Annotated in this window: 41 protein-coding genes; 36 read left to right on the plus strand and 5 right to left on the minus strand. The window is 45.0% G+C overall.

What is annotated here, in order from left to right; all coding sequences use genetic code 11:
• Positions 1-78 precede the first annotated feature (78 nt).
• Entirely contained in the window at positions 79-1,524 is a 1,446-nt protein-coding gene (locus tag HP552_RS01580) for a recombinase family protein (protein WP_175393958.1), read from the minus strand.
• Between the two features lie 100 nt (positions 1,525-1,624).
• Positions 1,625-2,293 (minus strand): hypothetical protein, encoded by a 669-nt coding sequence (locus tag HP552_RS01585; RefSeq protein ID WP_175393959.1) that lies wholly within the window; start codon positions 2,291-2,293, stop codon positions 1,625-1,627.
• A gap of 69 nt (positions 2,294-2,362) precedes the next feature.
• Between HP552_RS01585 and HP552_RS01590 the strand changes: the two genes are divergently transcribed.
• On the plus strand, positions 2,363-2,683 hold the full coding sequence (locus HP552_RS01590) for a LytTR family DNA-binding domain-containing protein (RefSeq protein ID WP_175393960.1): 321 nt from the start codon (positions 2,363-2,365) through the stop codon (positions 2,681-2,683).
• Between the two features lie 201 nt (positions 2,684-2,884).
• Here the strand turns inward: HP552_RS01590 and HP552_RS01595 are convergent, their stop codons facing one another.
• Positions 2,885-3,109, minus strand: a complete 225-nt coding sequence (locus tag HP552_RS01595) for a helix-turn-helix domain-containing protein (RefSeq protein ID WP_175393961.1) — start codon at positions 3,107-3,109, stop codon at positions 2,885-2,887.
• 204 nt (positions 3,110-3,313) lie between these two features.
• On the minus strand, positions 3,314-3,703 hold the full coding sequence (locus HP552_RS01600; protein ID WP_175393962.1) for a helix-turn-helix domain-containing protein: 390 nt from the start codon (positions 3,701-3,703) through the stop codon (positions 3,314-3,316).
• 147 nt (positions 3,704-3,850) lie between these two features.
• Between HP552_RS01600 and HP552_RS01605 the strand changes: the two genes are divergently transcribed.
• The 30 genes from HP552_RS01605 (at position 3,851) to HP552_RS01745 (ending at position 19,290) form a co-directional block, all read left to right on the plus strand.
• Positions 3,851-4,120 (plus strand): hypothetical protein, encoded by a 270-nt coding sequence (locus tag HP552_RS01605; RefSeq protein ID WP_175393963.1) that lies wholly within the window; start codon positions 3,851-3,853, stop codon positions 4,118-4,120.
• Positions 4,120-4,257, plus strand: a complete 138-nt coding sequence (locus HP552_RS01610) for a hypothetical protein (protein WP_175393964.1) — start codon at positions 4,120-4,122, stop codon at positions 4,255-4,257. Before HP552_RS01605 ends, HP552_RS01610 begins: the two co-directional genes overlap by 1 nt.
• A 9-nt stretch (positions 4,258-4,266) precedes the next feature.
• Positions 4,267-4,512 carry a hypothetical protein gene (locus HP552_RS01615; protein WP_175393965.1) on the plus strand — a complete coding sequence of 82 codons (246 nt, stop codon included), beginning with the start codon at positions 4,267-4,269 and terminating at the stop codon, positions 4,510-4,512.
• A gap of 118 nt (positions 4,513-4,630) precedes the next feature.
• Positions 4,631-5,137: a helix-turn-helix transcriptional regulator gene (locus HP552_RS01620; RefSeq protein WP_246310721.1), complete on the plus strand. Its 507-nt coding sequence runs from the start codon at positions 4,631-4,633 to the stop codon at positions 5,135-5,137.
• 10 nt (positions 5,138-5,147) lie between these two features.
• The gene (locus HP552_RS01625) at positions 5,148-5,420 is read left to right on the plus strand and encodes a hypothetical protein (protein WP_175393966.1); all 273 of its coding nucleotides are present in this window, start codon (positions 5,148-5,150) and stop codon (positions 5,418-5,420) included.
• On the plus strand, positions 5,417-5,641 hold the full coding sequence (locus tag HP552_RS01630; RefSeq protein WP_175393967.1) for a hypothetical protein: 225 nt from the start codon (positions 5,417-5,419) through the stop codon (positions 5,639-5,641). Before HP552_RS01625 ends, HP552_RS01630 begins: the two co-directional genes overlap by 4 nt.
• An 85-nt stretch (positions 5,642-5,726) precedes the next feature.
• Positions 5,727-5,975, plus strand: coding sequence for a hypothetical protein (locus HP552_RS01635; protein WP_175393968.1), 249 nt, complete (start codon positions 5,727-5,729; stop codon positions 5,973-5,975).
• Positions 5,976-6,068: 93 nt separating this feature from the next.
• Complete coding sequence (locus HP552_RS01640; protein WP_175393969.1) at positions 6,069-6,272, plus strand: hypothetical protein; 204 nt, start codon at positions 6,069-6,071, stop codon at positions 6,270-6,272.
• A complete protein-coding gene (locus tag HP552_RS01645) occupies positions 6,269-8,260 on the plus strand; it encodes an AAA family ATPase (protein WP_175393970.1) in 1,992 nt (663 codons plus the stop codon). The genes HP552_RS01640 and HP552_RS01645 overlap by 4 nt, the downstream gene beginning before the upstream one ends.
• Positions 8,261-9,337, plus strand: coding sequence for a hypothetical protein (locus HP552_RS01650; protein WP_175393971.1), 1,077 nt, complete (start codon positions 8,261-8,263; stop codon positions 9,335-9,337).
• Positions 9,337-10,044, plus strand: a complete 708-nt coding sequence (locus HP552_RS01655; protein ID WP_175393972.1) for an MBL fold metallo-hydrolase — start codon at positions 9,337-9,339, stop codon at positions 10,042-10,044. The genes HP552_RS01650 and HP552_RS01655 overlap by 1 nt, the downstream gene beginning before the upstream one ends.
• A gap of 5 nt (positions 10,045-10,049) precedes the next feature.
• Positions 10,050-10,232 carry a hypothetical protein gene (locus HP552_RS01660; protein WP_175393973.1) on the plus strand — a complete coding sequence of 61 codons (183 nt, stop codon included), beginning with the start codon at positions 10,050-10,052 and terminating at the stop codon, positions 10,230-10,232.
• Between the two features lie 37 nt (positions 10,233-10,269).
• On the plus strand, positions 10,270-11,256 hold the full coding sequence (locus tag HP552_RS01665; protein ID WP_175393974.1) for a helix-turn-helix domain-containing protein: 987 nt from the start codon (positions 10,270-10,272) through the stop codon (positions 11,254-11,256).
• Positions 11,249-11,584: a replicative helicase loader/inhibitor gene (locus HP552_RS01670; RefSeq protein ID WP_175393975.1), complete on the plus strand. Its 336-nt coding sequence runs from the start codon at positions 11,249-11,251 to the stop codon at positions 11,582-11,584. Before HP552_RS01665 ends, HP552_RS01670 begins: the two co-directional genes overlap by 8 nt.
• A complete protein-coding gene (gene dnaB / locus HP552_RS01675) occupies positions 11,553-12,977 on the plus strand; it encodes a replicative DNA helicase (RefSeq protein WP_175393976.1) in 1,425 nt (474 codons plus the stop codon). Before HP552_RS01670 ends, dnaB begins: the two co-directional genes overlap by 32 nt.
• Before the next feature lie 12 nt (positions 12,978-12,989).
• Positions 12,990-13,148, plus strand: a complete 159-nt coding sequence (locus tag HP552_RS01680; protein ID WP_175393977.1) for a DUF6906 family protein — start codon at positions 12,990-12,992, stop codon at positions 13,146-13,148.
• A 53-nt stretch (positions 13,149-13,201) separates the two neighbouring features.
• Positions 13,202-13,339 carry a hypothetical protein gene (locus tag HP552_RS01685; RefSeq protein ID WP_175393957.1) on the plus strand — a complete coding sequence of 46 codons (138 nt, stop codon included), beginning with the start codon at positions 13,202-13,204 and terminating at the stop codon, positions 13,337-13,339.
• 132 nt (positions 13,340-13,471) lie between these two features.
• A complete protein-coding gene (locus tag HP552_RS01690) occupies positions 13,472-14,005 on the plus strand; it encodes a crossover junction endodeoxyribonuclease RuvC (protein ID WP_175393978.1) in 534 nt (177 codons plus the stop codon).
• Between the two features lie 2 nt (positions 14,006-14,007).
• Positions 14,008-14,838: a hypothetical protein gene (locus HP552_RS01695; RefSeq protein WP_175393979.1), complete on the plus strand. Its 831-nt coding sequence runs from the start codon at positions 14,008-14,010 to the stop codon at positions 14,836-14,838.
• 105 nt (positions 14,839-14,943) lie between these two features.
• Positions 14,944-15,249 carry a hypothetical protein gene (locus tag HP552_RS01700; RefSeq protein ID WP_175393980.1) on the plus strand — a complete coding sequence of 102 codons (306 nt, stop codon included), beginning with the start codon at positions 14,944-14,946 and terminating at the stop codon, positions 15,247-15,249.
• 6 nt (positions 15,250-15,255) lie between these two features.
• Complete coding sequence (locus tag HP552_RS01705; protein WP_175393981.1) at positions 15,256-15,657, plus strand: zinc-finger-containing protein; 402 nt, start codon at positions 15,256-15,258, stop codon at positions 15,655-15,657.
• Entirely contained in the window at positions 15,654-15,893 is a 240-nt protein-coding gene (locus HP552_RS01710; protein WP_175393982.1) for a hypothetical protein, read from the plus strand. The genes HP552_RS01705 and HP552_RS01710 overlap by 4 nt, the downstream gene beginning before the upstream one ends.
• A gap of 124 nt (positions 15,894-16,017) precedes the next feature.
• On the plus strand, positions 16,018-16,371 hold the full coding sequence (locus HP552_RS01715; protein ID WP_175393983.1) for a hypothetical protein: 354 nt from the start codon (positions 16,018-16,020) through the stop codon (positions 16,369-16,371).
• Entirely contained in the window at positions 16,368-16,847 is a 480-nt protein-coding gene (locus tag HP552_RS01720) for a YopX family protein (protein WP_175393984.1), read from the plus strand. The genes HP552_RS01715 and HP552_RS01720 overlap by 4 nt, the downstream gene beginning before the upstream one ends.
• Positions 16,848-17,115: 268 nt before the next feature.
• Positions 17,116-17,490, plus strand: a complete 375-nt coding sequence (locus tag HP552_RS01725) for a LexA family protein (protein ID WP_175393985.1) — start codon at positions 17,116-17,118, stop codon at positions 17,488-17,490.
• On the plus strand, positions 17,490-17,666 hold the full coding sequence (locus HP552_RS01730; RefSeq protein ID WP_175393986.1) for a hypothetical protein: 177 nt from the start codon (positions 17,490-17,492) through the stop codon (positions 17,664-17,666). Before HP552_RS01725 ends, HP552_RS01730 begins: the two co-directional genes overlap by 1 nt.
• 2 nt (positions 17,667-17,668) lie before the next feature.
• Positions 17,669-17,794, plus strand: a complete 126-nt coding sequence (locus HP552_RS35305; protein ID WP_281365995.1) for a hypothetical protein — start codon at positions 17,669-17,671, stop codon at positions 17,792-17,794.
• A 99-nt stretch (positions 17,795-17,893) separates the two neighbouring features.
• Positions 17,894-18,397, plus strand: coding sequence for a hypothetical protein (locus HP552_RS01735; RefSeq protein ID WP_175393987.1), 504 nt, complete (start codon positions 17,894-17,896; stop codon positions 18,395-18,397).
• Positions 18,398-18,639: 242 nt separating this feature from the next.
• Positions 18,640-18,864, plus strand: coding sequence for a hypothetical protein (locus HP552_RS01740; RefSeq protein WP_175393988.1), 225 nt, complete (start codon positions 18,640-18,642; stop codon positions 18,862-18,864).
• Positions 18,865-18,960: 96 nt separating this feature from the next.
• A complete protein-coding gene (locus tag HP552_RS01745; protein WP_175393989.1) occupies positions 18,961-19,290 on the plus strand; it encodes a hypothetical protein in 330 nt (109 codons plus the stop codon).
• Here the strand turns inward: HP552_RS01745 and HP552_RS01750 are convergent.
• Positions 19,256-19,651 (minus strand): DUF6173 family protein, encoded by a 396-nt coding sequence (locus HP552_RS01750; protein ID WP_175393990.1) that lies wholly within the window; start codon positions 19,649-19,651, stop codon positions 19,256-19,258. The two genes, HP552_RS01745 and HP552_RS01750, sit on opposite strands and share 35 nt — an antisense overlap.
• Before the next feature lie 147 nt (positions 19,652-19,798).
• Between HP552_RS01750 and HP552_RS01755 the strand changes: the two genes are divergently transcribed.
• The 5 genes from HP552_RS01755 (at position 19,799) to HP552_RS01775 (ending at position 23,167) form a co-directional block, all read left to right on the plus strand.
• Positions 19,799-20,215, plus strand: a complete 417-nt coding sequence (locus HP552_RS01755; protein ID WP_175393991.1) for a hypothetical protein — start codon at positions 19,799-19,801, stop codon at positions 20,213-20,215.
• 521 nt (positions 20,216-20,736) lie between these two features.
• On the plus strand, positions 20,737-21,222 hold the full coding sequence (locus HP552_RS01760) for a hypothetical protein (RefSeq protein WP_175393992.1): 486 nt from the start codon (positions 20,737-20,739) through the stop codon (positions 21,220-21,222).
• A gap of 485 nt (positions 21,223-21,707) precedes the next feature.
• Entirely contained in the window at positions 21,708-22,223 is a 516-nt protein-coding gene (locus HP552_RS01765) for a ParB N-terminal domain-containing protein (RefSeq protein ID WP_175393993.1), read from the plus strand.
• Complete coding sequence (locus HP552_RS01770) at positions 22,216-22,824, plus strand: Mom family adenine methylcarbamoylation protein (RefSeq protein ID WP_175393994.1); 609 nt, start codon at positions 22,216-22,218, stop codon at positions 22,822-22,824. The genes HP552_RS01765 and HP552_RS01770 overlap by 8 nt, the downstream gene beginning before the upstream one ends.
• A 133-nt stretch (positions 22,825-22,957) precedes the next feature.
• Complete coding sequence (locus tag HP552_RS01775) at positions 22,958-23,167, plus strand: hypothetical protein (RefSeq protein WP_175393995.1); 210 nt, start codon at positions 22,958-22,960, stop codon at positions 23,165-23,167.
• The last annotated feature ends 19 nt before the right edge of the window (positions 23,168-23,186 follow it).

Here is a 23,186-nt window from a genome sequence, read left to right on the forward strand (position 1 = left end):
CCCCTCGCCTCCAAGATGGTACTTAATGAAAAGTATCATGTTGAAGGCGTTTAGAGAAAATCTCCAAGAAAAAAAGAATCAGACGGTGAGCATATCAATGATGCCCCACTTGTCTGATTCTTTTTTTATTGTAATACGACGGAACATAGACTGCACCAGCAGTTTTTGCGTCTCAGGCTCAATTAGAACCCAGTTATCTTTTAAGTTGGCCATCATGTGTTTAATCTCTTCGGTAGACAGCTCGTTAATGTAATAATCCTCTTTCTCTTCGTACTGAGCAGTAATTGCCTTCATTCTTGCCTCTTCGTCGTCAATCAAGTTGGCATAATCATCAGCAGACAACTTTCCATCCCCCAGAGCAAGCATCCAGTTCTTACGGCGACGATTCGATACCTCAATTTCTTTCTGAAGCATACGTTGATCACTCTTGGCCTGTGCGGTCGTTTTTTTGTCCTGAAGCTTTTTATTGGTGATTTGTAGGCGTTCAAAGATGAGCTGCTGCAGATGATGTTCTGAGATTCCTGGAGCATCACAAGTCTTATTTGAATATTGATTTCGGCAGCGGTAACTTCTATAGACTCGTACTGTCCCATCGACGAGCGTCTGCCTCGATGCATTCCCGATGTAAGTCGCTCCACATTGACCACATTTAACAATACCTCCATAGGGGTAGTCGTAGCTGTGTTTGCTCATGTGATTCTCACCACGCCGATCCATCATCTTACGAACCTTTAAGAAGTCTTCCATAGATATGATCGGCTCATGTTCTCCAGGAGTAATGATTCTTTTGCTTTCTTCCCAGAGCACCGGCTTAAAATGGTTATTCCCTGTGTACGTATGATTCTGCAGGACGATCCTTACATACTTACTATCCCATACTCCGCCTTCTTTACCGCGGCTGTGGCCATTCATGTGCTTTGCTATGGATACAACTCCTTTACCTGCTAGGTAAAGCCTGAAGACCTCTTTAATCAGCTCTGATTCATATTCGTTTACGACTAGCTTCCGTTCTCCGTCAATAACTTCGATGTCGTATCCGAGAGGGGCCTTGGACATATGAAGTCCACCGTTTTCCATCTTCTTGGTGAGACCCTTTAAAGTTTCTTCTCGAAGGTTGTCCGAATAGATCTCAGCAAAAATACCATTGAAGTATAGAAATGCTTTTCCCATTGGGGATTGTGTATCGATTTCTTCACTTCCCAATGAAGCTACAACGAAACGTTTGTTCAACTTATTGATCAGTGCAATGAATTCATACAGATCGCCAAGATTACGGCTTAAACGGTCGAGTTTATGAACCAGGACTGCATCGAACTTGCCAGCTTTCATGTCCGCAATAAGTCGTTGAATGCCAGGTCGCTTTTTTATTGTACGGCCACTGATGCCTGGATCTGAATATACGCGGTACAGCTCCATACCTTTCTTCTCAAGCAGCTCCATTAGGAGATCATGTTGAGCTTCCATAGAGAATCCTTCTTCATTTTGCCGATCAGTACTGACTCGAATATATAAGGCTGCCTTCATCTAACTCGCTCCTTTTGAGAATGTATGTTCGGATCATGATGTGAAAGAAAAGCCCCGAAGGGCTTAAATTAAATTCTTCTTTGCTTTGGTTATTCCGATCTTATTCTTCCGTTGGAGGTAGCCCTACTTTAGAATAAAACAATCCATAATTGAGTTTAATTTCTCTTGCAAAACTAGCTGAGGCTTCAAGTTGTTGGTTCATCTTATCAATATCGCTTATTTTGCCGCTATCAATATAGTTCAAAAAGTGTTTCATGGCTTCCGACCTAGTGAAGTAGTTTGTGGCAATATCCATTTGCAATTTTTCTAAATCGTTCTTCAATTCTTCCGGTAAATCCTCAGGGATCGATACTCTATTTATTTCCATAGAAGCGACGGTATAGCGATCTTTCATATCTCTGATCTTCTCGTAAGCGGAAAGGCGATCAATCTTGTTGTCATGAAAGTTATTAATGACATCCACAGAACTGAGTTCAAAAGGTTCTAATTCTTGAATATATTTTTGGAATTGATCATCAACGGTTATAGCTACATTGTTATAATCAACTTTAGCTGATGTTGTTTCAGCTGTTTCTAACGTATCTTTATCGGGCAATCCTCTCGCTATCCCTAAAATGCCCAAGACTGCGATGATTGCAAATACTCCTGATACAATATATCGTCTCTTTGCCCTTCCGCTGCCCTTCTTATAAGCGAACGTAGCCATGCCTAGAAATGTGATTGATACAATCATTCCTATTAAGAACAATAGTACATAAAGTTCGTCCAAATCTATTTCACCTCAGTTATGTAGTGGTATATATGAGCATCACTTCGTACATTATAGGAACACGAGGTGATGATATTGCTACCAATAATCAGCCCAAAGGGCAATTTAATAGTGGTCGGCCTAGACGAGATCGTGGCCATTGTAGTTCAAAATGATGAAATCGAAATAAGAACACGAAACAGAAAGGGTAGGCCTTTAAGAAACTTGAATGAATACGAAAAGTTCTTCATGCCATTCGGCTTTGAAAAAGCTTCAAAATCAGCCATTGTGAGTATTGATAAAATATGGACATTTTGTGAAAAAAATCAGACGCTATATTTCGACAAATTACAAAAGGTCGAAGGATTAAAAGTATCGCGTCGGAACATCCATAAATTTAAAGGCTTTTGACCGTTCATCCCTAGTGAACGGTCAATTTCTATTCGACAGCATTCGCATTTATTTGATGGTAATATTAGGACTAAAGGTATGACATAACATGTTACAGGTTAGGGGTGATCTATTTCAAAGGTAGCAGATGAGGGCACGCACTACTTCAAGATATCTTGAAGTTCTTACCGGGATCGGGAGGAAGACCTCCGAATGCCACTCTCATGATTCTTCAATTATTCGCCAAGTGTAAATTTCTTCAATATTCTGTAGTTTTAACGCTTTGGCAATTGTGACGGCAGTACCAAAACCCATATATGTTCTATTGTTGGCATAATCACTTAACTGACTTTCAGGAATACCAGTGATTATATGAACCATCCGTTGAGTAATGCCAGTCTGTTTATAAAGAATCTTGAGTCGGCAACGATCCGGTTCATACCGCATCGCGCTACTCCTTACAAATTCAAAAGATAAAATGCGAACTTGTTTACGAACAGAGGTTCTCGTGTTAGTATTATTAGGGAAAAGTCATTCTTAGACGCATAATGTTTGAGTACATAAAAAGAATGAATGGAAGTGTCTTATATGAATGAAAACAGTGAAGATCCAAACAAAATTCATCAGACAAATCAAGAGATACATATAAACCTAAGAATTATTAAGATCCTTTCCGCGTGCAATCTTGATCAACTTGATGCTGTCCTTGACCATTTCAATGAACTGGGGGTCAGAAATCGAAAGCCCTAATTCATGGGCTTCTTTTTCAAGCATGCGAATCGTTGTTTCAACTCCGGTATTTTCGGCAGTTGCCCCGTTATCTATATATCCCAATGCATGCAGCAAATCCTCATAAGTTACTTCCTTTAAATGGGGAGCTAAAATTTTCAGATTTTCTGTTGATACTTTGTGAGAACCAGATTCTATTCTATTGATTGTAGAATGGCTAACCCCTGATTTTTCCGCTAATTCCCTTTGACTTCTATAACCACTCCGCTCACGTATTTTTGCGAAGTAAACACCAAATTCTTTTAAGTCCATTTAATCACCCGACCTTAATTCTAACAGAATGTGTTTCACACATGAAACGAAATAGTGTTTCAAGAGTGAAATATATTGTTGCATACGTGATACAGATGTGATATATTTGATTTGTAACAAGCGTGAAACAGAAATGAGGTGGCATAAATGAGAATCGCTCCTCTGCCTGGAGTGCTCCAGAAACTACAAGATGACCTGCAAATGACAGATGAAAAGTTTGCAGATTATATTGAAACTTCAAGGGCATCTCTATGGAGGGCAAAGCTTCCAACAAACGATTCAAGGTTTTCACTGGGTCAGGATGTAATGACTAAAATCCTTACTAAGTTCCCAAATAAGAAGTTTGAAGAGCTATTTTTTTTAATCCAAGTGTCTCAAGAGTGTTACAAAGGCGATTCTGAGAAAGGAGCGAGCTAATGAAAGAAGTTGCGCAGCCTATCACAAACAAAGTCGTTATTGATACTGGAATCTTCGACCGGGAATTGCTCGAAAGAGCATGTCGGGAGATCAAAGCAAACAAAGAAAAACTTAATTCTAAAAAGTCAGCCAAGTGAGGTGAACTCATGAGATTTCAATGGATCAAGCCTACATCCAGAGCATGTTGTATCGCTGGAATTGTCACCCGTGTCGGTCTCAAGGACATGACGATCGATCAGGCAATTGATTTTACGTTATCACGTGAAATACAGTGCAAAAACCCACATCTTATATCACAACGCGAGCTCAAGTCTCTAAAACGTGAGGCTGAAGCGCAAATTCGCAAGATACAAGAAACCCGCCGAGCTGTACCGGTTGCTGGCGGGCGATGAGGGGATTTGGGAACAACTCATGACCCAATTTTACCCCTTGGAAATGTCACATAACAACTCAGGTTGTGAGTCAGTTTGTCCCAATACCCTCTCCAATAAACGAGAGGAGACGATTTTATTGTCAATAGGAGACGTGCTTCATGAATACCGCAAGGAACGAGGGTTAACGCAAGAGCAATTTTCTGAAAAGGTGCTGCTTGATCGTTCATCGATTGCAAAGGTTGAGAAGGGAACGCGAGCAGCACCGAAAGGTTTAGCCATGCAGGCGGCGGTCGCATTCGATGAGCCGAGGTTGTACTTGGCTGCACAGGAAGAAGTAACTGGCGGTGCGATCTCGCCCTGGCTGGACAATGTGGATTTACATAGAGCATCGGTACTTTTTAAAACTGTTGAGGAAATGAAGGAAGTCCTTGAATTGACATCTGAAGCACCGATCAGCAAGACGGCAGATCAGCTTACCGAAGCAGATAGGCAAGTCATGAAGCGGCTGCTAATGGAAACAGTCGAGGCAATCACTGCATTAACACATTTTGCAGCGGTTTTATGTAAGGAATATTCCTTCAGTTGGTTCGCTACCTGGAAAGAACATCGAGCTGATCTGAAGGCAAAAAAATACATGAAATGAGGTTGGTTGAATGTCACGTGAAGAGTTGGTGAAAGAAGCATTGCAAGCTGGCAGAAATTCAAAGCATAACCTGAAGCTAATTAAGAAGCAGCCTGAAAGAATGTTGCCTGGAAAGATGAGAAGCGCTGAGGAATACCTGAACCGAATGATTCGATTCGCAGAGGCAGAAATGAAAAATGCCCGCCTGGCAGGGCGGACACTTGGTTACAAGACTTGGGTAAAGTCTTTCGTGTTGCCTATTTTATCCTCTCCTGAGCCAAAACGCAAGGGGGAATCGGTATGAGTGAACAAATGGCACGCAAGATCATTGATAACTATGTAGAGACAACACTGGCATTGAGAGCAAGCAACAAAGTGCCAGCTTCAGAATCTGGCATAGATACGTATCGTTCGGAACGGTTGGACATTTATATCAGTTGGGAAAATGCAAAGTTGAGTCTGCAGGAGCTGCCGTTGGAGTTCAAGATACAAGCAATTGAAGCAATAGATCAAATTACCGCCTGAAGAGTCCGCAGCGGTGCGGACGAAACCTAGCCCTTTGGGGCGATGGTCGCGGGAAACCGCAATACATAGGAAGGGAGGACATACATTGCAAATCATTCATCGGCTGACTGTAGTCAGCAATCCCACTCGGGTGTTTGAAGTGGGTAGTGAGACCGACGGGCAAGAAATTATCGAAATTAAGCAAGTTGGTTCAGAATTCGAAGACCATATTCATTCGGAATATTATGTGCTTGATCAAAATGGCCATCTGATTACGAGTGTAGAAAACGCACCTGTAATTCTCGACTGGAAGACGATCGCAGAAGATGGTCCAGCTCCAGAAAACGAAAAATGACCGCGGGCTAGGCGGTCATCCTGATCTTTCAAAACTAAATATGGATACACGGTCATCTTACCATGGGTGGCCGTGCCAAACAAGGAGGACATTATGCAAACCACTGCTTTTACTGCCAATTTAACGGCTCAATCAATTGACGCTGTTGTTAAACCAGCAATGCATTATACACCTGCAATCCTTACCGTTTCCGGTTCATTCGGTTCTGTTGAACTGATGGCCGATGACGATCAACTTGCGGCGGTGGCTGAAGCGATCAGCCAACACTTCAAATCAAAGGAGCGTGCAGCGGTATGAAAGAGATAATCCTTGTATCCCTGACCCTTCGTAACTTTAAGGGTATTCGGGATTTTGTACTTGAGACTGGCAGCGATAGCGTGTCCGTGTTTGGCGACAATGCCACAGGCAAAACAACGCTGTTCGATGGATTTGTATGGACGTTGTTCGGTAAAGACAGCCAGAATCGGACGGACTTTGAAATCAAAGGTTTGGATGAAGCCGGGAAAGTTGCTGAACGCGGAATTGAACACGAAGTCGAAGCGGTTCTGATGGTTGATCGTCGTCGGCGTTCCTTCAAGAAGGTCTACTACGAGAAGTTTACAAAGAAACGCGGATCTGCAGTTGCCGAATCCAATGGGCACACCACTGATTATTACGTAGATGGCGTACCAGTTAAGCAAGGGCAGTACAAAGCCGAAGTTGATGGGCTGATCAGTGAGGACATTTTCAAACTGCTTACAAGCCCTTCTTACTTTAATGAGATTCTTAAACCGGATGCCCGCCGTAAAGTGCTTCTGGAAGTGTGTGGGGAAATGACGGATGCCGAAATCATTGCAGGCAATAAGCAACTGGCACCGTTGGCCGACATCCTGGGGGATCGAAACCTAGAAGATCATCGCAAAGTTATCGCAGCTCGCCGTACTGAAATCAATAAGGAGCTGGATAAGATTCCGGTTCGTATCGATGAAGCCCGTCGCAGCATGCCGGATGTATCCGATCTGGATCCTGAACTACTGCAGGAAGACATTGATACGATGCGCGGAAGAGTGGACGCCAAGACGGCTGAACTTCAACGGATTCAATCAGGCGGAGAGCTTTCTTCAAAGGAGATCCGCTTGCGTGAGATCAGTGCAGAACTGACAGACATTAAGCATCGTGTCCAGGCTGATAGCTTACAAGCAGTAACTGAGCAACGTGGACGTGTTATGCATCTGAAAAGCGAAGCATCTGAGCTACAATCCAAGATCGCTGGAGGACAGAGAGAGGTAGAACAGTTAAAGCGGCATATCATCCGTTCGGAAAGCCAAGTAACTCGGCTCCGAGAAGAGTGGACCACTCTGGATAGTCTCCAATATCCAGTGCACGAGCATCAGCATGATGCCAACTGCCCTACATGTGGACAAGTCCTTCCTGAAGACCAAGTACAGGCAGCGCAAGATAAAGCGTTGGAAGCTTTCAACCTGGATAAATCGAGACGCCTCGAGGGAATTAGTGCTGATGGAAAGGCTGCTGCTGAAGAGGTCAGAAAGCTCAAACACTCCATGTTTGATATAGAAGAAAGCTTGAAAAATCTCCAAGAGCAGTTGACCACAAAGCAAAGGGAAGTTACTGCAGCAGAAGAAACATTGCAAAGCCTGCAATCAGAAGTTTCAGACCCAGCAGAAGATGCCGAATACCAAGCCAAGCAAAAGGAAGCCGAATATGTCCGCGCTGAGATCGAGCAGCTTCGTTCTTCAGCTGCTGATGCTATCGGTAAAGCGCAGGCAGAGATTAGATTGCTTCGTAGTCAGGTAGACGAGCTGGAAGCAGACAAAGCGCAGCTGGCGACAGTAGCGGCTACGGAAAAACGTATCGCTGAGCTAGCAGAGCAACAGAAAAAGCTTGCTGCTGAATATGAACGCCTTGAACATGAACTGTTCCTCACGGAAGAGTTTACACGGGCCAAAGTTTCCATGCTGGAATCCAAGATCAATCGAAAATTCAAGCATGCCCGGTTCCGATTGTTCGAAGAACAAGTCAATGGCGGCCTGAAGGATGTCTGCAAGACGATGTACAACGGTGTCCCTTATGAAGGCGGTCTGAACAACGCTGCTCGAATCAATGTAGGGCTTGACATCATCAACACGCTTGGTGAGCATTACGGATTCTCAGCACCGATCTTCGTGGATAACGCTGAGGCCGTAACGCAACTGATTGATACGGATGCCCAAGTGATTCGCTTGGTGGTATCTGAAGGCGACAAGAAGCTCCGTTTGGAGCATAACGACATCCAGGAGGCGATCTAAATGAGCGACTATTCAACAACACTTACCAAGGTAAATGATAACTACTTCCCTATGATTGAGCGACAGCTCACTGGGAATGGCATCAAAATGGACGAATATGCGAAATCTTGCGTCTTGAACGCTATTTCATCAATCAATGGCGCTTTAGATGCAAAAGGCATTAGTTGGAACGATGATCAGCTCGATAAAAGCAACATTACACAAATCCTGCTACAAACCGCTTCACTAAAACTTAATGCTGCAGCGAGTCCAAGAGAAGTTTACTTCCAGGTACGCAACACGAAAGTAAAAGTGGGTGGCCAGGATGTTTGGAAAAAATCCATTGAGATGGGGATCGAGGGGGATGGCAATGATGCCATTCTCGCCCGATTCGGACGCGATGTGAAAAAGGTTGGCCAGTTCTGGCTTGTCCGTGAGGGGGATGATTTCACATATCCGCAATACACTGGGTTCGATGTTGTTCCGCCGACTTGGATCCCGAAGGGTAAGGGTGACGTTGTAAAAATCGTGTACCCGATCATGAAGAAAGACGGAACAGTCGAATTTCACATTGCCGAGCGTGACGATGTAGCTCGCAACCTCATTGCTCACATGAACAATAACATGATGAATGAAACATTCGGTGTGTGTGCAGATCGTTTTAAAGCAACTGCTGATGAACGGAAACAAATTGCTGCGAAGAAGTCTGAAATCCTTCAGAAGGCAAAGTCATTGGGACTTGGTGCATTGGATGATCCTGAGCTTCGGCAATACATCAGCCCTGCATGGACCGAACCACAGAGCCGTGAGTCCATGATTATCCGGAAGATGCGCAATAACGTTGTAAAGAAAATCCCGAAAGACTTCGGGAATGCACTTGTTGAGTTGTCATACACCGAGGCAACAGATGAATCCTATGTTGAAGTTCAACGAGAAATTGCTGAGCATGCCAATACAGAACCAATTGATATTTCACCACCGTCTGGACAATATGCGGAGGAAAACGAGCTTTCGAACGAACACGAGCAGCAAGAGGAACAACGTGAGATGGAATTCGGGGATGAGGGTTCATCTGACGGTAATGGACCAGGTTTCTGATGATTGAGATTACTTCCCTTGGCTCCAGCAGCGCGGGCAATGCCTACCGGATTACGGATGGCCACACGCCCCTGCTGCTTGATGCAGGGCTACGCTACAAGGAGATTCAGCGAGGGCTGGCCTTTCAGATATCATCACTTGCAGGATGTCTTGTAAGCCACGAGCATGGCGACCATACGGCAGCCGTTAAGGATCTGATCCGCGCAGGGGTAGACATTTACACCAGTGCAGGCACCGCTGATGCATTACGTATCGATGGCCATCGTGTGAGACTCCTGCAAGCCCTGCAGCCGATCACCGTCGGTACTTGGTCGATAATGCCGTTTGATACTCAGCATGATGCAGCGGAGCCCCTGGGCTTCCTTCTGGCTAATACAGCAGGGGACAAGCTTCTGTTTGCGACAGATACCTATTACATCAAACACCGATTTACTGGATTAACCCACATCATGGTGGAGTGCAATTATTCAATCAATATACTCAATCAAAATATTGCCGCTGGCCGAGTGCCGGCGGTGATGAAACATAGATTACTCCGGTCGCACTTCTCGCTCGAGAACGTCAAGGAATTCATCAGAGCGAACGACATGCGGCGTGTGCAAGAGATTCACTTGCTTCACCTGTCAGACAACAACAGCGATGAAAAACTATTTAAACGAGAGATAGCAGCTCTGACAGGGAAGCAGGTTTATGTAGCTGGTAGGTGATTAAGATGGACGATCTGACAGGCAAGCCATTATTACGAAGCATGATGGGCGATAGGATCTGGAAGTTATTCGATACTGACAAGGCAGCCTTTCAACGTGAAACTGTTGCTTACTTCGAAAGAGGTTATCCTGGTTGGGTTGTTAAGAAAGCAAAGTACCCACATGTACTCCTGGAAGACAAGCGATGAAAAAACATGCAATTAACGCAACGAGGGGATGAACGGTATGCCCGAAGGCAGTTACCCGTTTCCGATCTACTCCGGCATCTTGGAGCCAGACCACTACAAAAGAATAGGCAACGCGATATGGCTTTTCCTCTGGTGCATCAGTTCAACTACGAAGGAGATTGAGGAGGAGGAAACTGTCTGGGGCATTGTCCTCGGCGGCAAGCCAATGAAGCTGTCTGAGATAGCCGGTTATTTCGGAGTTAACGATAAGACCGTCAGCAGATGGATGGATGCACTTGAACAACATCAGTACATCAATGTGACCAGGGCACCAAGAGGACTGATCTTGAAGGTTCGGAACTCCAAAAAGAGATCAGACAAAAATGTCCGATCAGTCGAAAGTGAACAGACAAAAGTGTCCGATCATGAAGTCAGTGATCAGACAAATATGTCCGATCACAATTACGGTGATAAGACAATATTGTCCGATCAGTCGCCAAGTGATCAGACAGAAATGTCCGATCACACACTTATTTTGGGTAGTGATCAGACAAAACTGTCCGATCTAAAAGATATTACTACTACTACTGTTACTACTGTTAATGATTCGGATTCATGGGATGACATTTTGAATCCCGTTCCTCCCGAAGATGATGGAATGATTGGAATATTGAATGCTTACTGCCAAATGCATAACAAGTTAGATTTTAATGTTTCTCAAAAAGAACGTTCAGCCATGGGTAAGATGGTCGCCGGAGGTACGCCTAACCCTTTTACCATCCGAACTATGGCAAGCCTGCTTGAGGCAAAACGTAATCGTGAGGGAGATGACTTTAAGCTTCCCAAGAGCTTTTTGTACTACGTCGAGGGCATCGAAGAAGCTTGGGCAAATCATAAAGCTACTGAACAGCAGAAACCTTTTAAACCTGCTTTGGTTTCAAACGTACAATCGCCAGCGGCTACCCAGCCGCGCAGGTTAAGCCGTCAGCAACAGGAACTGGCAGATTTAAGGCGGCGAGCGGAGGAGGAACGTAAGCGTGGATAAAGCTGAAGTGCTTGATCTGTTGATCGAGATCAAAGAGAACTACCCACAATTTGACGTGAGCGAAGAGAACATAGATCGCCACATGAAATACCTTCATGACTTCCCGTTTGAAGCAGCTCGGCAAAACCTGCAGGAACATGTCCGAACAGGGAAATGGCCACCGAACATCGCTGAGATCCGCGGGAACATGGGAGATCAAGAAGCTCGGCAACGAGAAATAGACGAAACACAAGCATACTTGCGACAACGAGAAGCAAACCGGGCAAAGGCAACGTTACCGCCGCCGGGCTGGAAGGATGGTTTACTTGCAAAACTTAGGGATTCCTGAATTGCCACACAGCATGGAGTTTGAACAAGCTGCGCTGGGCGCCATGCTCTTGAATCCTGGCGAAGTGATGGAACATGCGGAAAGACTCACTCCCGATGCTTTTTACGGCAAAGGTCACCGTTTGATCTACGATGCCATTGCTGAATTGTTCGAGGATCAACAACCGATTGACCTTGTTACTGTCACAGGAAGGCTTAAAGACAAAGGCGAGCTTGATGATACAGGTGGCGTTAGTTATCTTGCAAAACTTGCACATAGTGTCCCAACGACGGCTAATGTCGGATATTACTTTGAGCAGTTACAAGACATGGCGATCCGTAGAGAATTCATCCAGACCAGTCTTCTGCAGATTCAACAAGCTTCCTCTGGTACTGGGGTTGCTCAATTACTGGCCGGCGCTCAACAAGCACAAGCCAAGATAGCTGATAGAGCTGCACCGAAGCAGGATTTCAAGCCAATCAAAGACATTATGATGCAGCTTGTCGATGATGTTGAAACCCGTGCTTATAACGTCAAGAATGGCATTGTTAACGGGATAAAGACTGGATTCATCGATCTAGACAGCATCACAGGTGGGCTTCAACGCAGTGATTTGATCATCGTTGCCGCTCGGCCATCGGTCGGGAAAACTGCCTTCGCCTTGAACGTTACTCAAAACGTTGCAAAGAACACAAATGATGCGGTAGCGGTGTTCAGCTTAGAAATGTCTGCAGGCCAATTCGCACAACGGATGGTTAGCTCAGAGGGCAACATCGAAGCTACATCCATGAAGATGGGCGAAATGGAAGATGAGGACTGGATCAAAATGACCCAAGCTGTTGGAGAATTGGCTCAAACCAATATATACGTGGATGATTCAGCAGGGATTACCATCCAGGACATATGTTCCAAATGCCGACGTTTGAAAAAAGAGAAGGGGTTGGCCCTAATCATGATCGATTACCTGCAGCTGATTGAAGTCGCTGGAGGACGCGGTAAAGCTAGCGAGAACCGCCAACAGGAAGTGTCTATGATTAGCCGGACTTTGAAGCACTTAGCGCGTGAATTGAATGTGCCAGTAATCGCATTATCCCAGCTCAGCCGAGCAGTAGAGCAACGCCAGGACAAACGTCCGATGATGTCCGACTTACGGGAATCCGGTTCGATTGAGCAAGATGCTGACATCGTTGCATTCCTGTACCGGGATGACTACTACAACCAAGAGTCTGAGAAGAAGAACATCATCGAGATTATCATCGGTAAGCAGCGTAACGGCCCTGTTGGTACCGTGGAGCTGGTGTTCCTGAAGCAGTTCAACAAGTTCGTGAACTATGAGCGAACACACAATGATGCATTCGGGCCGACGCCGCCACAGCTGCCGCCTAAAGATATTGAACAACGCAAATATGCATAAGGAGGAATTGACATGAAACAGGGGAAACGGCCGACAAAGCGGCAAAAGATGGAGATCAAGGCTAACGGATTAAATATGGAAAACTGGCTCGTAGAAAGGGATATGCCCAGCATGATGGTGATCATTCATCGGCATTCCGGAAAATCCCGAACAATCCGGCGTGGTGCCTGATGAACGGCTCCTTTAACAGATGGTCCGTATCAGAGTACATGCGGCATCGGTTCATGCGGACTGGACAAGTCCCCGATCATGACGAACTGAATTCCGAATTTGCGGGGATTTCTCAAACTGAGCTCCTGGAGGGGATTGCTGAGTTTGGGAAAATTGCCGGGGTAGAGGTGCCACATGCCAAAGCTCATTGATTCGCAGCACCAAACGCACTTGAGTTACGCCGTACGCGACGATAAGGGCCGTAAGCTGGCCGAGGTGTTTGTCATTAGACGGACAATGTTGCCGGCGAATCAGCGGCGCAAGGAAAGGAAGCGTGCTAGACGATGAAAATCATGGGGATCGATCATGGGACCAATTATGCAGGATGGGCGACTATGACGAAGGGCAAACCAATCGATTTCGGTTTAAAGGACTATTCCAAAATACAGATGCCTAAAGTCTTGAACACCATTTACCAAGATACTTATGACATGATTCAATTCCATAAGCCTGATGTGGTGATTATGGAACGTCCCGTACATTTTAAAAATGCCAAAACCGTTGTTGCTTTGGTTGGTGCGTATTCTATGGTTACCTTGGCTGCGCTTCACAATCGTGTACGTTTTGCTGAAATACGTCCCTCTGAACTAAAGATGTTCACCGGAAAAGGCAACGCGGATAAAGAAACAGTTGCTGTTGAGATGCAGATGTTGTTCGATCTTGATTTTGATGAAATTGCTATTCCCGTTTACTACAAGAGAAATGATCCAAAAGGTAAATACAAAATAGGCGATATACAGCAGCGGCTGTTTGACCCTTCCGACGCTTTGGCATTGTGCTGGGCGTACTACCAAAAACATATCAAAGGAGTTGCATAATCATGACAATTGAATTCGCGAAATTTACAGCAGAGGTAGCAAAGGGTATCAAAATTGGTTCTGACGTTGAGGTGAAATTGCTAATCCCATTGAAATCGGCTGTTCCATTCCTGGAATTCTTGAGCAACAGCCAAGGGCAAGACGTTATGGTTCATCTGGGAGATCCGCAGGCTGCGTTCGACTTCGAAGACGAGGATGATCGCGATCCAATGTACAACACTTGGAATGGCGGCCGACGCGTAACAACTGATTCATCCGGTGTAGTGACACAGATCGAAAAGCCGGGTTCTGAACCTGAGCATGACGAGAATCAAGCTCAGTTATTTGGACCAGCTGAGCCGCCGATGGATCAAGAACAACCAACTGGAGACGGTCAAGAAACGGATGATGGTGACGGTCAGCCAACTGTTCCACCAACAGGAGACGATGATTCGGGTAACGATCCGAACGATCCATACGGCGACGATGACAGCACTCCTGCCTGGATAAACGAAGACGGGGCTGATCAGTCCGGATCAAAGGAAATGGACTTCTCTTCTGAAGATTCAGAAGGTGAACAACAGCTGCCTGCAGGTGATAAAGAGGTTGTGGCAACTGAGATCGATAAGGAACAACTTGAAAAGTTCATTCTTTCCCAACGTCCAATCTTCGATGACATCAAACTCGCTGATGCTCCTGCGGATTTCCCTACACTACTACAACAACGGAACGAGGGTAAGACGTGGATGGAGATCTCCAAAGAGATCAATGTTCCAAGCGGCCAGATCAGTTCCAAATACGGCGCATACAAAAAGCGTGTCACTAAAATGATCCAGGATGGCGTAGCTGTCTAAGCAACTTTCATATTGCAGCACCCCCGGTCGAATGCTGGCCGGGGTAACTACTTACACCCATGGAACGGAACATATGATCTTAAATTTTACGAAGGGAGCATTTAAATGGAACTTGAAGCGAATCAAATCGAAGTAGGAAAACAGTACATTCTTATCGAGGAACCCTTCAATGGGGCCATTGTAACTATATTACATGACGAAAAAGGAAAATCCCCTAATTGGCTAGGTTGGATAGTACGAGTGGATAAGAATATCGCTGGGATTGAACACCCAATTGGCAAGGAAATCACTGTTGGTTGGAATAAGGAATACAAACATTATTGTCCTGCTAAGTTTTACGCTTTGGAAGTAGAATCACCACTGGTTGAAAGTCTTGTAACAAAAAAGAATTCGATCAGATCGGAGGCGTAAGAAAAAATGAGAATCGCCGGCTATCCAATTCCCGTCACTTGCTCTTACTGCAGTAGTGACGTTATCTATACCAGCAACGCTGTGATTTACGGCAAGGAGTATGGAAATGGCCGGGTGTATAAATGCACCGGCTGTGACGCTTATGTGGGCGTCCACACTGGGACGGATATCCCTTTGGGTCGCTTGGCCAACAAAGAACTGCGGCAGCTGAAAAAGCAATGTCATACCCTGTTTGACCCGGCGTGGAAGGGAAAGAAGGTCAGACGTCGCCAGGCATATAGCATTCTCGCCTATAAATTGAGCATTCCCGTCAACGAATGTCACTTCGGATGGTTTGATAAGGATCTGCTACTTAAAGCCAATGAGATCCTGAAGCAGCCTAACTGGTATAAAGGAGAGATTGTATGATGGCCATCTCACCAAAGGCGATTCGGTTGATCGATCGCGCACTTGCCCCGCTGATCAAGAGCGGCTGCAATATCGACAAAATCAAAATGGTTGCGGCTGCTGGTACGGAACTGGTGGAACAAGGATCGGTTGAGACGGAATTCGGTAAATTACGGGTGGAAGCAGGTATCCGCATACCGCGTGGCCGGGCTTACCTGATCGAAGATCGGTACCAGGGTTTCACGTGGGTACGCTAATTGATTACCGGGTTGTCTACGATTCGTTGAAAGACATGCCCGCCGATTCTTGGAACCGGAGAATGACCCTGTTCGCAAAATTATTTGAATGGAAATTGAACGATATAAGGGAGGAAGAACAGTCATGAGCATTAAACGAGATGTGAACGGATATAAGATTTTTGATTTACCAAGTGGAGGACAGTTGTTGTGGGCAGAGGAGGATTTGGTATTGTTCGCAAGACCGAACGAGAGTTGTACACCGCTGACGACTGAGTTTGACGATCATTATGACGAAATTATGGAAGCTTGGGAACATGCAGTTGTTGAACGTGATCGGCTCCTGCAGGAAAACAAACGCTATAAAGATGCATTAAGCCAGATATCACATGTGAAAGCAGGTATTCATACCGACCTTTATTGGAGAGGGACTGATGCCATATCGATTGCGCGTGAAGCACTGGCAGTGAGTCAGGAAGGAGAGGGGGAAACAGAATGAATGAATTAAAAGCACCACGAGCATGGTACAAACCGTTAAGCATCATGATCCAACCAAAACACGTAGAAAGCATCAACTTTGAAACGAAAGTAATCGGCGTGTACATGGAGATGGAAGGCAGAGGGTTTCATCGTCTCCGGCTGAGTGATTTCGAATTGATGTGGCCAACTGGAGTTAAGGACCAAACAGGAACATCAATATATGAAAGGGATATTGCTGAACAAACGTATCATGTCTCATTCGGCAATGTTCATGAAGGAACAGAGGGATCGTATGACGGTCACCATATTGGTGAGGTGGTCATAACCTCTCGGGGAGTCTGTTTGAGGAATCCGTTGCATTATTCAATGGACACTGATGAAACAAAGGTAGTTAAAGCCTATAAGCAAGTGGCGGGTTATCGAACTAAAGTGATCGGCAACATATATGAAAATCCACATCTATTAGATTTATCTAATGAAAAACTGCCATGTTGATTAACTTTAGACAGACATTCTCCCCAACGCAAAATGAGATACAAAAAGCACTAAATTTTGTGGAGTCTGTCCGGCGAAAAAATAACCAGTTTCTTGTTGATCAGGGTTTTAAAGAAGACGAAATCAATCTTCTATATGATCTTGAAGGACATGAGACAATGCACCTTCGTACATTTGAATCTTACGAGAGTCGAGTGTATTTACTGAAAAACGGTATCGCAACAGTGGAACAAGTCAAAAGAGATATCCAAGCCTGGAGGGATCGAGGATGACAACAAAAACAACATTGGAAAAGCCACTACGGCGCCGGCAGCAGGATGTCTATGATTTTGTCAGGTTATTCATCGAAGAGAAAGGGTACAGCCCAACGATTCGTGAAATTGCCGAAGGGATCATGCTGGCTTCAGCATCTACTGTTCATACACATGTCAATTCACTTATACGTAAGGGTTACTTAACCCAGTCATCTAGTGGTGTTCGTACCTTGGCATTGACGAAGAAAGGTAAACAACCAAAGGTTGTGACTCAGGCGGGCATCCTGAAATGGATTAAAGAAAAGGGTAACGATCACCAACATGATTCGGAAATAGCTGCTTTGCTGATTGACCTGCAAGAAAGTATTCAAACGGGGAGGATCTGCTGATGGATTACAGAAGCGTGAAGACGGAAACGTGGACAAAGGAACGGATAGAACAACACCTGAAGGCAATTGGGGCTGAGCATCCACCAGAACGTCCCAGCAAAGGACCAAAGAGTGTAACGGCACCAAGGCAATTAAACGGCAGCCAGAAGTACAGCAGACGCGGAGGTGAATGGTAGGTTTGCAAAGAGATCATAGAGCATTGCTTTTGGAATACGGTTATCCGGAAGAACTGGTAAGTGGATGGAGTGCTGAAGACTGTGAAGCGGAGTGGGATCAGTTCTGCAGTAAAGTCATTCCGGAATAACAAATATCCCCCGCGAGCTTGGCGGCCAGGCGGGGGATAGGATGGTTGATATTTCCTCATTCCTCTTGACATTATACAGGATAAAGGGGAATGAGGGGAATGGCTATGGTATGGGGAGGACTTTGGGAACAAACAGAACTCTTTGCAAAGGCATCTAAAGAGGAGATCCAACAAGCGGAATTCTACCTCGATAAATATAAAATGATGTGCTTGTTCATGGAGGATTTTGAAAATCATCAAAAGGAAATGGCGCAGGTTGCAGTTGATGGTGAAGTAGCTCGACGTATCGATCAGGAAGATTTGCACGCTGATAAGACTGCGAACGCGGTAATCTTGCAAGAGAAACAGCAATGGGTCTACTCGCAGTATAAGATCTTCACTGCTCTTATTGAAAGAGCTCACAAACAGATCCTGGATCCAGAAGAACGGGAAGCAATTGATATTCGCTTCATTAAGGGATTCTCCCGTAAGGAGACAATTCTCTTTATGAGAAAAGGTGTGGCAGCCAGTACCGTGGACCGCCGCATCGAGGCCGGAATCAAGTCTATTGCTAACTCGTTAAAGCTAACTGGATTCTATGATTACATCAAGCAACAATTCTGACGACAAAGTGGGGGAAAGCGGTGAATTTAGAGGTATTATGAACACCACTTGACCATTTTTCCCTGGTATATTTGTAATGTGGAAATCGGGCGAGAATGAAACGCACAGCCGCAAAACGCGGCATATGACTGGGGCGTTCCTCTTCTCGTCTTTTTCTATTCCAATCAATATACGACCAGTAAGCCGCACGGCACAGCACATGCAGCGCGTGGTCAACATTAAATAACTGGAGGGATTCACATATGAAACCATCAATCGGACGTACAGTACATTATCAACGCTATGGTACCCCAGGCGGCGAGTATAAAAGTGAACCGAGCGCAGCGATCATTACTGAGGTTGTTAATGAGGATACAGGCATTGTGCATATGACAGTTCTTAATCCGACAGGCTTCCACTTTAACAGAGACGTACCGTTCTCCGAGGTTCCGAAACCTGGACATTGGAACTGGCCACCAAGGGTGTAATCATTCCGTTGGTTTTAACGAGATGATCATGTTGAGACAGTACTCGGCATGATGCGGTAGCAAGGAAAGTTTTACTTTGGAGGGAGGAGTAAACTGATGGATCAGTGTTCACGATGTGATAACAACGAAGTTGCCCTAACCGATAACTTTTGCAAAGTCTGTGGTTTGGATTTGAAAGCCGCCGCGGGAACGACGGCTACGGATCAAAAAACACCAATAATGATAAATATCAATATTGCTCCGCATGAGGGAGCTGCAGAGAGCCTTGAGAAGTTTGTCCAAAAACTTCAGGAGCCAGAAACTAAAGAACTTTATTATGAAATATTAAATAACGCCATTTCCACTGCAATCAATTCATACAATAAACAAATGATTAATAAGAAGGTTCCAATTAATCCTCGTGCGGAGTCTCGGATTCAGGAATGAATCCAATTCTTCGTGCTGGACGATTAGGGTCTGATTTTGGGACAACTGTAATCAAGAAACTTAATTGACTGACATGCTGCACCAATTGAGACCATTGACCGTTAACGTGCCCATAGAAGAACATCAAGGATGGATTATGAAATCCGATTTCTGTGACATTCATTAAAACGGATTGACCGAATGATGCGAGTTGTATAGCTATCTCTTCACTCTCATTCAATTCATCTTCAAATGCTTTAATTTGGGCCATCAGGATATCGTATTGATTATCTGCCAGTTTAGGGTCTCTCAGGGATGCAAGAGCAATATCACCAATAAGATCATTTTTCCTCTTAGGCAAAAAATCTTCCGCATTATACATCTAAAACTTCCTCTCTTTTTGAAATGGTGTGCGCAAACTCCATTTTAGCAGAAAGAATGAGGATAGACAGTAAACGGTGATCTGCATGAAGGTAATTTCTCCCTGGTGTCGAATTAAGACATATCACACCAAGGGAGAGATGCCAGAATGAAGTACAAGCGCGACATTACGACTGTTGAAGAGATAAGCAGCCTTGAACCGGAAACATTGAACCACGTTCTTTCAGAGATAGGCTATGATCCTAGTGCCGGAGACTTCTTTTTTATAAAGAGTGATCCGAATAAAGTCCATATCATTGAAAATGTTGATCCAGAAAATAGATCAGTGCTTTACTATAACGACGGTAAAACAATCAATGTGGATGAAACATTACCATTATTCTCAGCAGGAACATTAATTCAGATACTTGGTGTTCACCAGTCAGTTGATCTTCGAGATATGAAAGGCAGCTGGTTATTGATCTTTGATGATCGGAAGGTAATTGAATCAGAGGATGGGGAGCTGCTCGTTTCATTTCTATGGAGAGCACTTCAAATCTTGGTTGCCGAGAACATTTTAGAGTAAATGTGATTTAGCGAGGAAATAAGAGGAATCGACGGGTTAGTTCTGCATGATCAGGGCTCACCCGTTTTATGATTCTTGACCCAGATTTCGCATCATCAGTAAAATGGTCTTGTTCTTCCTCTATAGTAACAAAGTACGTATGCTTTTAAAGCAAAGAGCGCAGCGCATTTGCTGCGGACGGTACGGACGCCATTCTTTTAAAGCGTCATATGAATCGCCAAAACCGTCATTTTATAGACAGAAACCGTAATTCAAATAGCCAAAATCGTACATATCAAAGCCAAAGTCGTTCCTTCACTGGATCGGCTTTTTTTCATTGGAGGAATTGAAGTGGTCAGTAGACGAAGGAAGAAGAGACGGATCCGACCCAGAGAGCAGCCAGAGAAGTGCAAAGGTTGCGTATGGGGTAAATGGGATGGAGTGAAACAGTTCTGTAGTAGACCAAAATGTGTGAAATAGTTGTTGACATCTGAAAAAGTAAAGGTTGAGATAGTTCTATCAAACTAAAGGAGAGATAGAACATGAATGTTCGTCATGAATTGCAAGTAATCAATATTGTTGAAGTAGAAGGAGGGTACGCGGCAACAATCCAAGGACTGGATGCTGAGCAAGGAAGGAAATTCGATGGTGTGGTTACTGTAGTCGATGGAGGAATTTATCGTGGTGATTTAGTAGATCCACGAAAAAATTCATTGTCGATGTCGATGATTACCATGATTAAGGCACGAGTAAATGAAATGATTAGATTTCAATTCTTCGTACTACCAAGGTTCGAATTATTGAAGCATGCAAAAGTTGAAGTCACTCGCATCCACACTAATGCAGTCATTGATAGCTTTGATGCCCAAGTTGAATTCAAGGTGGATGAATTCGAAATCTCTGGAGGAAGGCTTAAAGGGCCAATTAAGTTTAAGTTCGATGATCACACGGCTGATTTGATTTTAGCTGTTGGCTGCTTTGAGCATATGAGTGGACAGCACTTGTGGAAATTCTACTTTAGCAAATAAGCAGCAAGGCATCCTTCGGGGTGCTTTTTCTTTTGCTCTCATATGATTGAATGTGCGCTGTTCTGAGCCTGTTTATATGAGAATGTCCGTTTACAGGAATCATTCCATAGACGAGCGGAGAACAGCATCTGAGTGAGCGTATGAACGAATCTGATGGTCACCCAAACGTGGAAACCAACTCAACTCAATTAGGGGGTTCTCGTTGCATTATGGCGGGGCCTCCTTTCGTTTGTTGAGATGGATTACTTCTTGTGATTCAACCCGATGATAAAGATGGCGAGGAACAGCACGGCGGCTGTAGTCATTTGCATTCACTCCTTTCTCTGTGTCTAGCTGGAGTAACTATCGCTGCTTGGTATCAAATAGTTGGGGTGTCCTGAGGGTGAATTCTCTGAGACAACATTTTGACCCTCTCACTATAAGAGTCGTTATATCCATCGCGTTAGGTGCGCACTTAATTACTAAAAATTTTCGAGGTGATGAAGATGAACATCAGAATCGTGCCAATCGATCAGATTAATGCAGCAGCATATAACCCCCGAGTGGACCTTCAGCCAGGAGATCCAGAGTATGAAAAGCTGAAGCGTAGCATCGAGGAATTCGGTTACGTGGAGCCGATTGTCTGGAATGAACGCACCGGGAACATGGTCGGTGGCCATCAACGGTATAAGATCCTGGTCAATGAGCATGGCCATACTGAGCTGCAGGTTTCTGTTGTGGATCTGGACGATCAGCAGGAACGGCTCCTGAACATTGCTTTGAACAAAGTATCAGGCGACTGGGATGAAGATGCTCTATCGCAGTTGCTTGTTGAACTGCAACAGGACGGGGTGGACATTTCCTTGTCCGGGTTTGATGATGTGGACTTGAAACAAATGCTTGGGGATATTGAGATCCCGAATTTTGAAGCAGGGACTTCCGAAGACCAAGGGGATTTGGGGGTATTGAGTTCAAAGCTTGTGACTTGTCCGCACTGCGGGGAGGAATTTGAACATGATTGATTTAAAGGTGGATTGGGCCACACATGCAGCCGCAAAGTTTGCTTGCGAGAACTTCCACTACAGTCGGAGCTTGCCCGCAGGGAAATCGGTGAAGGTGGGGGCGTGGGAAGATGGCCAGTTTATCGGTGTTGTTATATTCAGCCGTGGGGCAACTCAGAATATCGGGTCTCCTTACGGCCTGACCCAACGTGAATGCTGTGAGCTCACACGGGTTGCATTGACCAAACACAAGTCGTTTGTTTCGGAGATCCTTGCCAAAGCAATTCGATTCTTGAAGGACCAGTCCCCCAACGTGGAGTTGATCGTCAGTTATGCCGATGTTGAACAGAAGCATCACGGTGGGATTTATCAGGCGACCAACTGGATTTATGAGGGTAAAACAGATGGTGAACATTATTTCATCATTAAAGGGAAGAAGGTTCATCCCAAATCGATTCATTCCAAGTACGGTACCGGCAGTCAACGGATCGATTGGATCAGGAACAATCTTGATGCCAATGCCGAATTGTACCGCACGGAAGGCAAACACAAGTACCTGATGCCGCTTAACAAGAAGATGCGGCGCAAGATCATGCCATTGCACAAACCTTATCCCAAATAAAAAGGGAGACGCTCGAACGTCTCCCTGATCACCCAGGGTATCCCCCGGCTGAGATAGCGGCCCGCCGCGCGCGGCATTTATGCAGACATCCGCTATCTCGCATTCCATCATACAGGAAAGCCGAGGGAACCACATGAGAACAAAAGATGAAGATTTATTGCAGCACGAGCTCGCGGTGATGGAAGGGATTCTGGAATCCAAGGAGCAGTACCGCAAAATCGTTAAGGCTGCCATTGCCCAGTGGGTGAAAGACCTGCAGGCTGGACATATAAAGATGCAGACCGTTCAGGATCTGGAACGCCTCATCGAATTGGATATTAAGCTTCAGCAGGATGATCTGTAATTCAGACAAGGATTGTTGG

This window comes from Paenibacillus xylanilyticus, assembly GCF_013359935.1.
GTDB classification, from domain to species: domain Bacteria; phylum Bacillota; class Bacilli; order Paenibacillales; family Paenibacillaceae; genus Paenibacillus; species Paenibacillus xylanilyticus.

Excerpts from the sequence above, each read along its gene's own strand:
- HP552_RS01640 (WP_175393969.1), top strand. The coding sequence starts at position 6,069 with ATGCAAACCACTGCTTTTACTGCCAATTTAACGGCTCAATCAATTGAC.
- dnaB (WP_175393976.1), top strand. The coding sequence starts at position 11,553 with ATGGTTTACTTGCAAAACTTAGGGATTCCTGAATTGCCACACAGCATG.
- HP552_RS01700 (WP_175393980.1), top strand. The coding sequence starts at position 14,944 with ATGGAACTTGAAGCGAATCAAATCGAAGTAGGAAAACAGTACATTCTT.
- HP552_RS01580 (WP_175393958.1), bottom strand. The coding sequence starts at position 1,524 with ATGAAGGCAGCCTTATATATTCGAGTCAGTACTGATCGGCAAAATGAA.
- HP552_RS01590 (WP_175393960.1), top strand. The coding sequence starts at position 2,363 with ATGATATTGCTACCAATAATCAGCCCAAAGGGCAATTTAATAGTGGTC.
- HP552_RS01775 (WP_175393995.1), top strand. The coding sequence starts at position 22,958 with ATGAGAACAAAAGATGAAGATTTATTGCAGCACGAGCTCGCGGTGATG.
- HP552_RS01755 (WP_175393991.1), top strand. The coding sequence starts at position 19,799 with ATGAAGTACAAGCGCGACATTACGACTGTTGAAGAGATAAGCAGCCTT.
- HP552_RS01655 (WP_175393972.1), top strand. The coding sequence starts at position 9,337 with ATGATTGAGATTACTTCCCTTGGCTCCAGCAGCGCGGGCAATGCCTAC.
- HP552_RS01605 (WP_175393963.1), top strand. The coding sequence starts at position 3,851 with ATGAGAATCGCTCCTCTGCCTGGAGTGCTCCAGAAACTACAAGATGAC.
- HP552_RS01730 (WP_175393986.1), top strand. The coding sequence starts at position 17,490 with ATGGATTACAGAAGCGTGAAGACGGAAACGTGGACAAAGGAACGGATA.
- HP552_RS01660 (WP_175393973.1), top strand. The coding sequence starts at position 10,050 with ATGGACGATCTGACAGGCAAGCCATTATTACGAAGCATGATGGGCGAT.
- HP552_RS01690 (WP_175393978.1), top strand. The coding sequence starts at position 13,472 with ATGAAAATCATGGGGATCGATCATGGGACCAATTATGCAGGATGGGCG.
- HP552_RS01665 (WP_175393974.1), top strand. The coding sequence starts at position 10,270 with ATGCCCGAAGGCAGTTACCCGTTTCCGATCTACTCCGGCATCTTGGAG.
- HP552_RS01610 (WP_175393964.1), top strand. The coding sequence starts at position 4,120 with ATGAAAGAAGTTGCGCAGCCTATCACAAACAAAGTCGTTATTGATACT.
- HP552_RS01765 (WP_175393993.1), top strand. The coding sequence starts at position 21,708 with ATGAACATCAGAATCGTGCCAATCGATCAGATTAATGCAGCAGCATAT.
- HP552_RS01625 (WP_175393966.1), top strand. The coding sequence starts at position 5,148 with ATGTCACGTGAAGAGTTGGTGAAAGAAGCATTGCAAGCTGGCAGAAAT.
- HP552_RS01725 (WP_175393985.1), top strand. The coding sequence starts at position 17,116 with ATGACAACAAAAACAACATTGGAAAAGCCACTACGGCGCCGGCAGCAG.
- HP552_RS01600 (WP_175393962.1), bottom strand. The coding sequence starts at position 3,703 with ATGGACTTAAAAGAATTTGGTGTTTACTTCGCAAAAATACGTGAGCGG.
- HP552_RS01595 (WP_175393961.1), bottom strand. The coding sequence starts at position 3,109 with ATGCGGTATGAACCGGATCGTTGCCGACTCAAGATTCTTTATAAACAG.
- HP552_RS01705 (WP_175393981.1), top strand. The coding sequence starts at position 15,256 with ATGAGAATCGCCGGCTATCCAATTCCCGTCACTTGCTCTTACTGCAGT.
- HP552_RS01645 (WP_175393970.1), top strand. The coding sequence starts at position 6,269 with ATGAAAGAGATAATCCTTGTATCCCTGACCCTTCGTAACTTTAAGGGT.
- HP552_RS01680 (WP_175393977.1), top strand. The coding sequence starts at position 12,990 with ATGAAACAGGGGAAACGGCCGACAAAGCGGCAAAAGATGGAGATCAAG.
- HP552_RS01650 (WP_175393971.1), top strand. The coding sequence starts at position 8,261 with ATGAGCGACTATTCAACAACACTTACCAAGGTAAATGATAACTACTTC.
- HP552_RS01750 (WP_175393990.1), bottom strand. The coding sequence starts at position 19,651 with ATGTATAATGCGGAAGATTTTTTGCCTAAGAGGAAAAATGATCTTATT.
- HP552_RS01760 (WP_175393992.1), top strand. The coding sequence starts at position 20,737 with ATGAATGTTCGTCATGAATTGCAAGTAATCAATATTGTTGAAGTAGAA.
- HP552_RS01740 (WP_175393988.1), top strand. The coding sequence starts at position 18,640 with ATGAAACCATCAATCGGACGTACAGTACATTATCAACGCTATGGTACC.
- HP552_RS01630 (WP_175393967.1), top strand. The coding sequence starts at position 5,417 with ATGAGTGAACAAATGGCACGCAAGATCATTGATAACTATGTAGAGACA.
- HP552_RS01735 (WP_175393987.1), top strand. The coding sequence starts at position 17,894 with ATGGCTATGGTATGGGGAGGACTTTGGGAACAAACAGAACTCTTTGCA.
- HP552_RS01770 (WP_175393994.1), top strand. The coding sequence starts at position 22,216 with ATGATTGATTTAAAGGTGGATTGGGCCACACATGCAGCCGCAAAGTTT.
- HP552_RS01695 (WP_175393979.1), top strand. The coding sequence starts at position 14,008 with ATGACAATTGAATTCGCGAAATTTACAGCAGAGGTAGCAAAGGGTATC.
- HP552_RS01745 (WP_175393989.1), top strand. The coding sequence starts at position 18,961 with ATGGATCAGTGTTCACGATGTGATAACAACGAAGTTGCCCTAACCGAT.
- HP552_RS01615 (WP_175393965.1), top strand. The coding sequence starts at position 4,267 with ATGAGATTTCAATGGATCAAGCCTACATCCAGAGCATGTTGTATCGCT.
- HP552_RS01710 (WP_175393982.1), top strand. The coding sequence starts at position 15,654 with ATGATGGCCATCTCACCAAAGGCGATTCGGTTGATCGATCGCGCACTT.
- HP552_RS01720 (WP_175393984.1), top strand. The coding sequence starts at position 16,368 with ATGAATGAATTAAAAGCACCACGAGCATGGTACAAACCGTTAAGCATC.
- HP552_RS01715 (WP_175393983.1), top strand. The coding sequence starts at position 16,018 with ATGAGCATTAAACGAGATGTGAACGGATATAAGATTTTTGATTTACCA.
- HP552_RS01685 (WP_175393957.1), top strand. The coding sequence starts at position 13,202 with ATGCGGACTGGACAAGTCCCCGATCATGACGAACTGAATTCCGAATTT.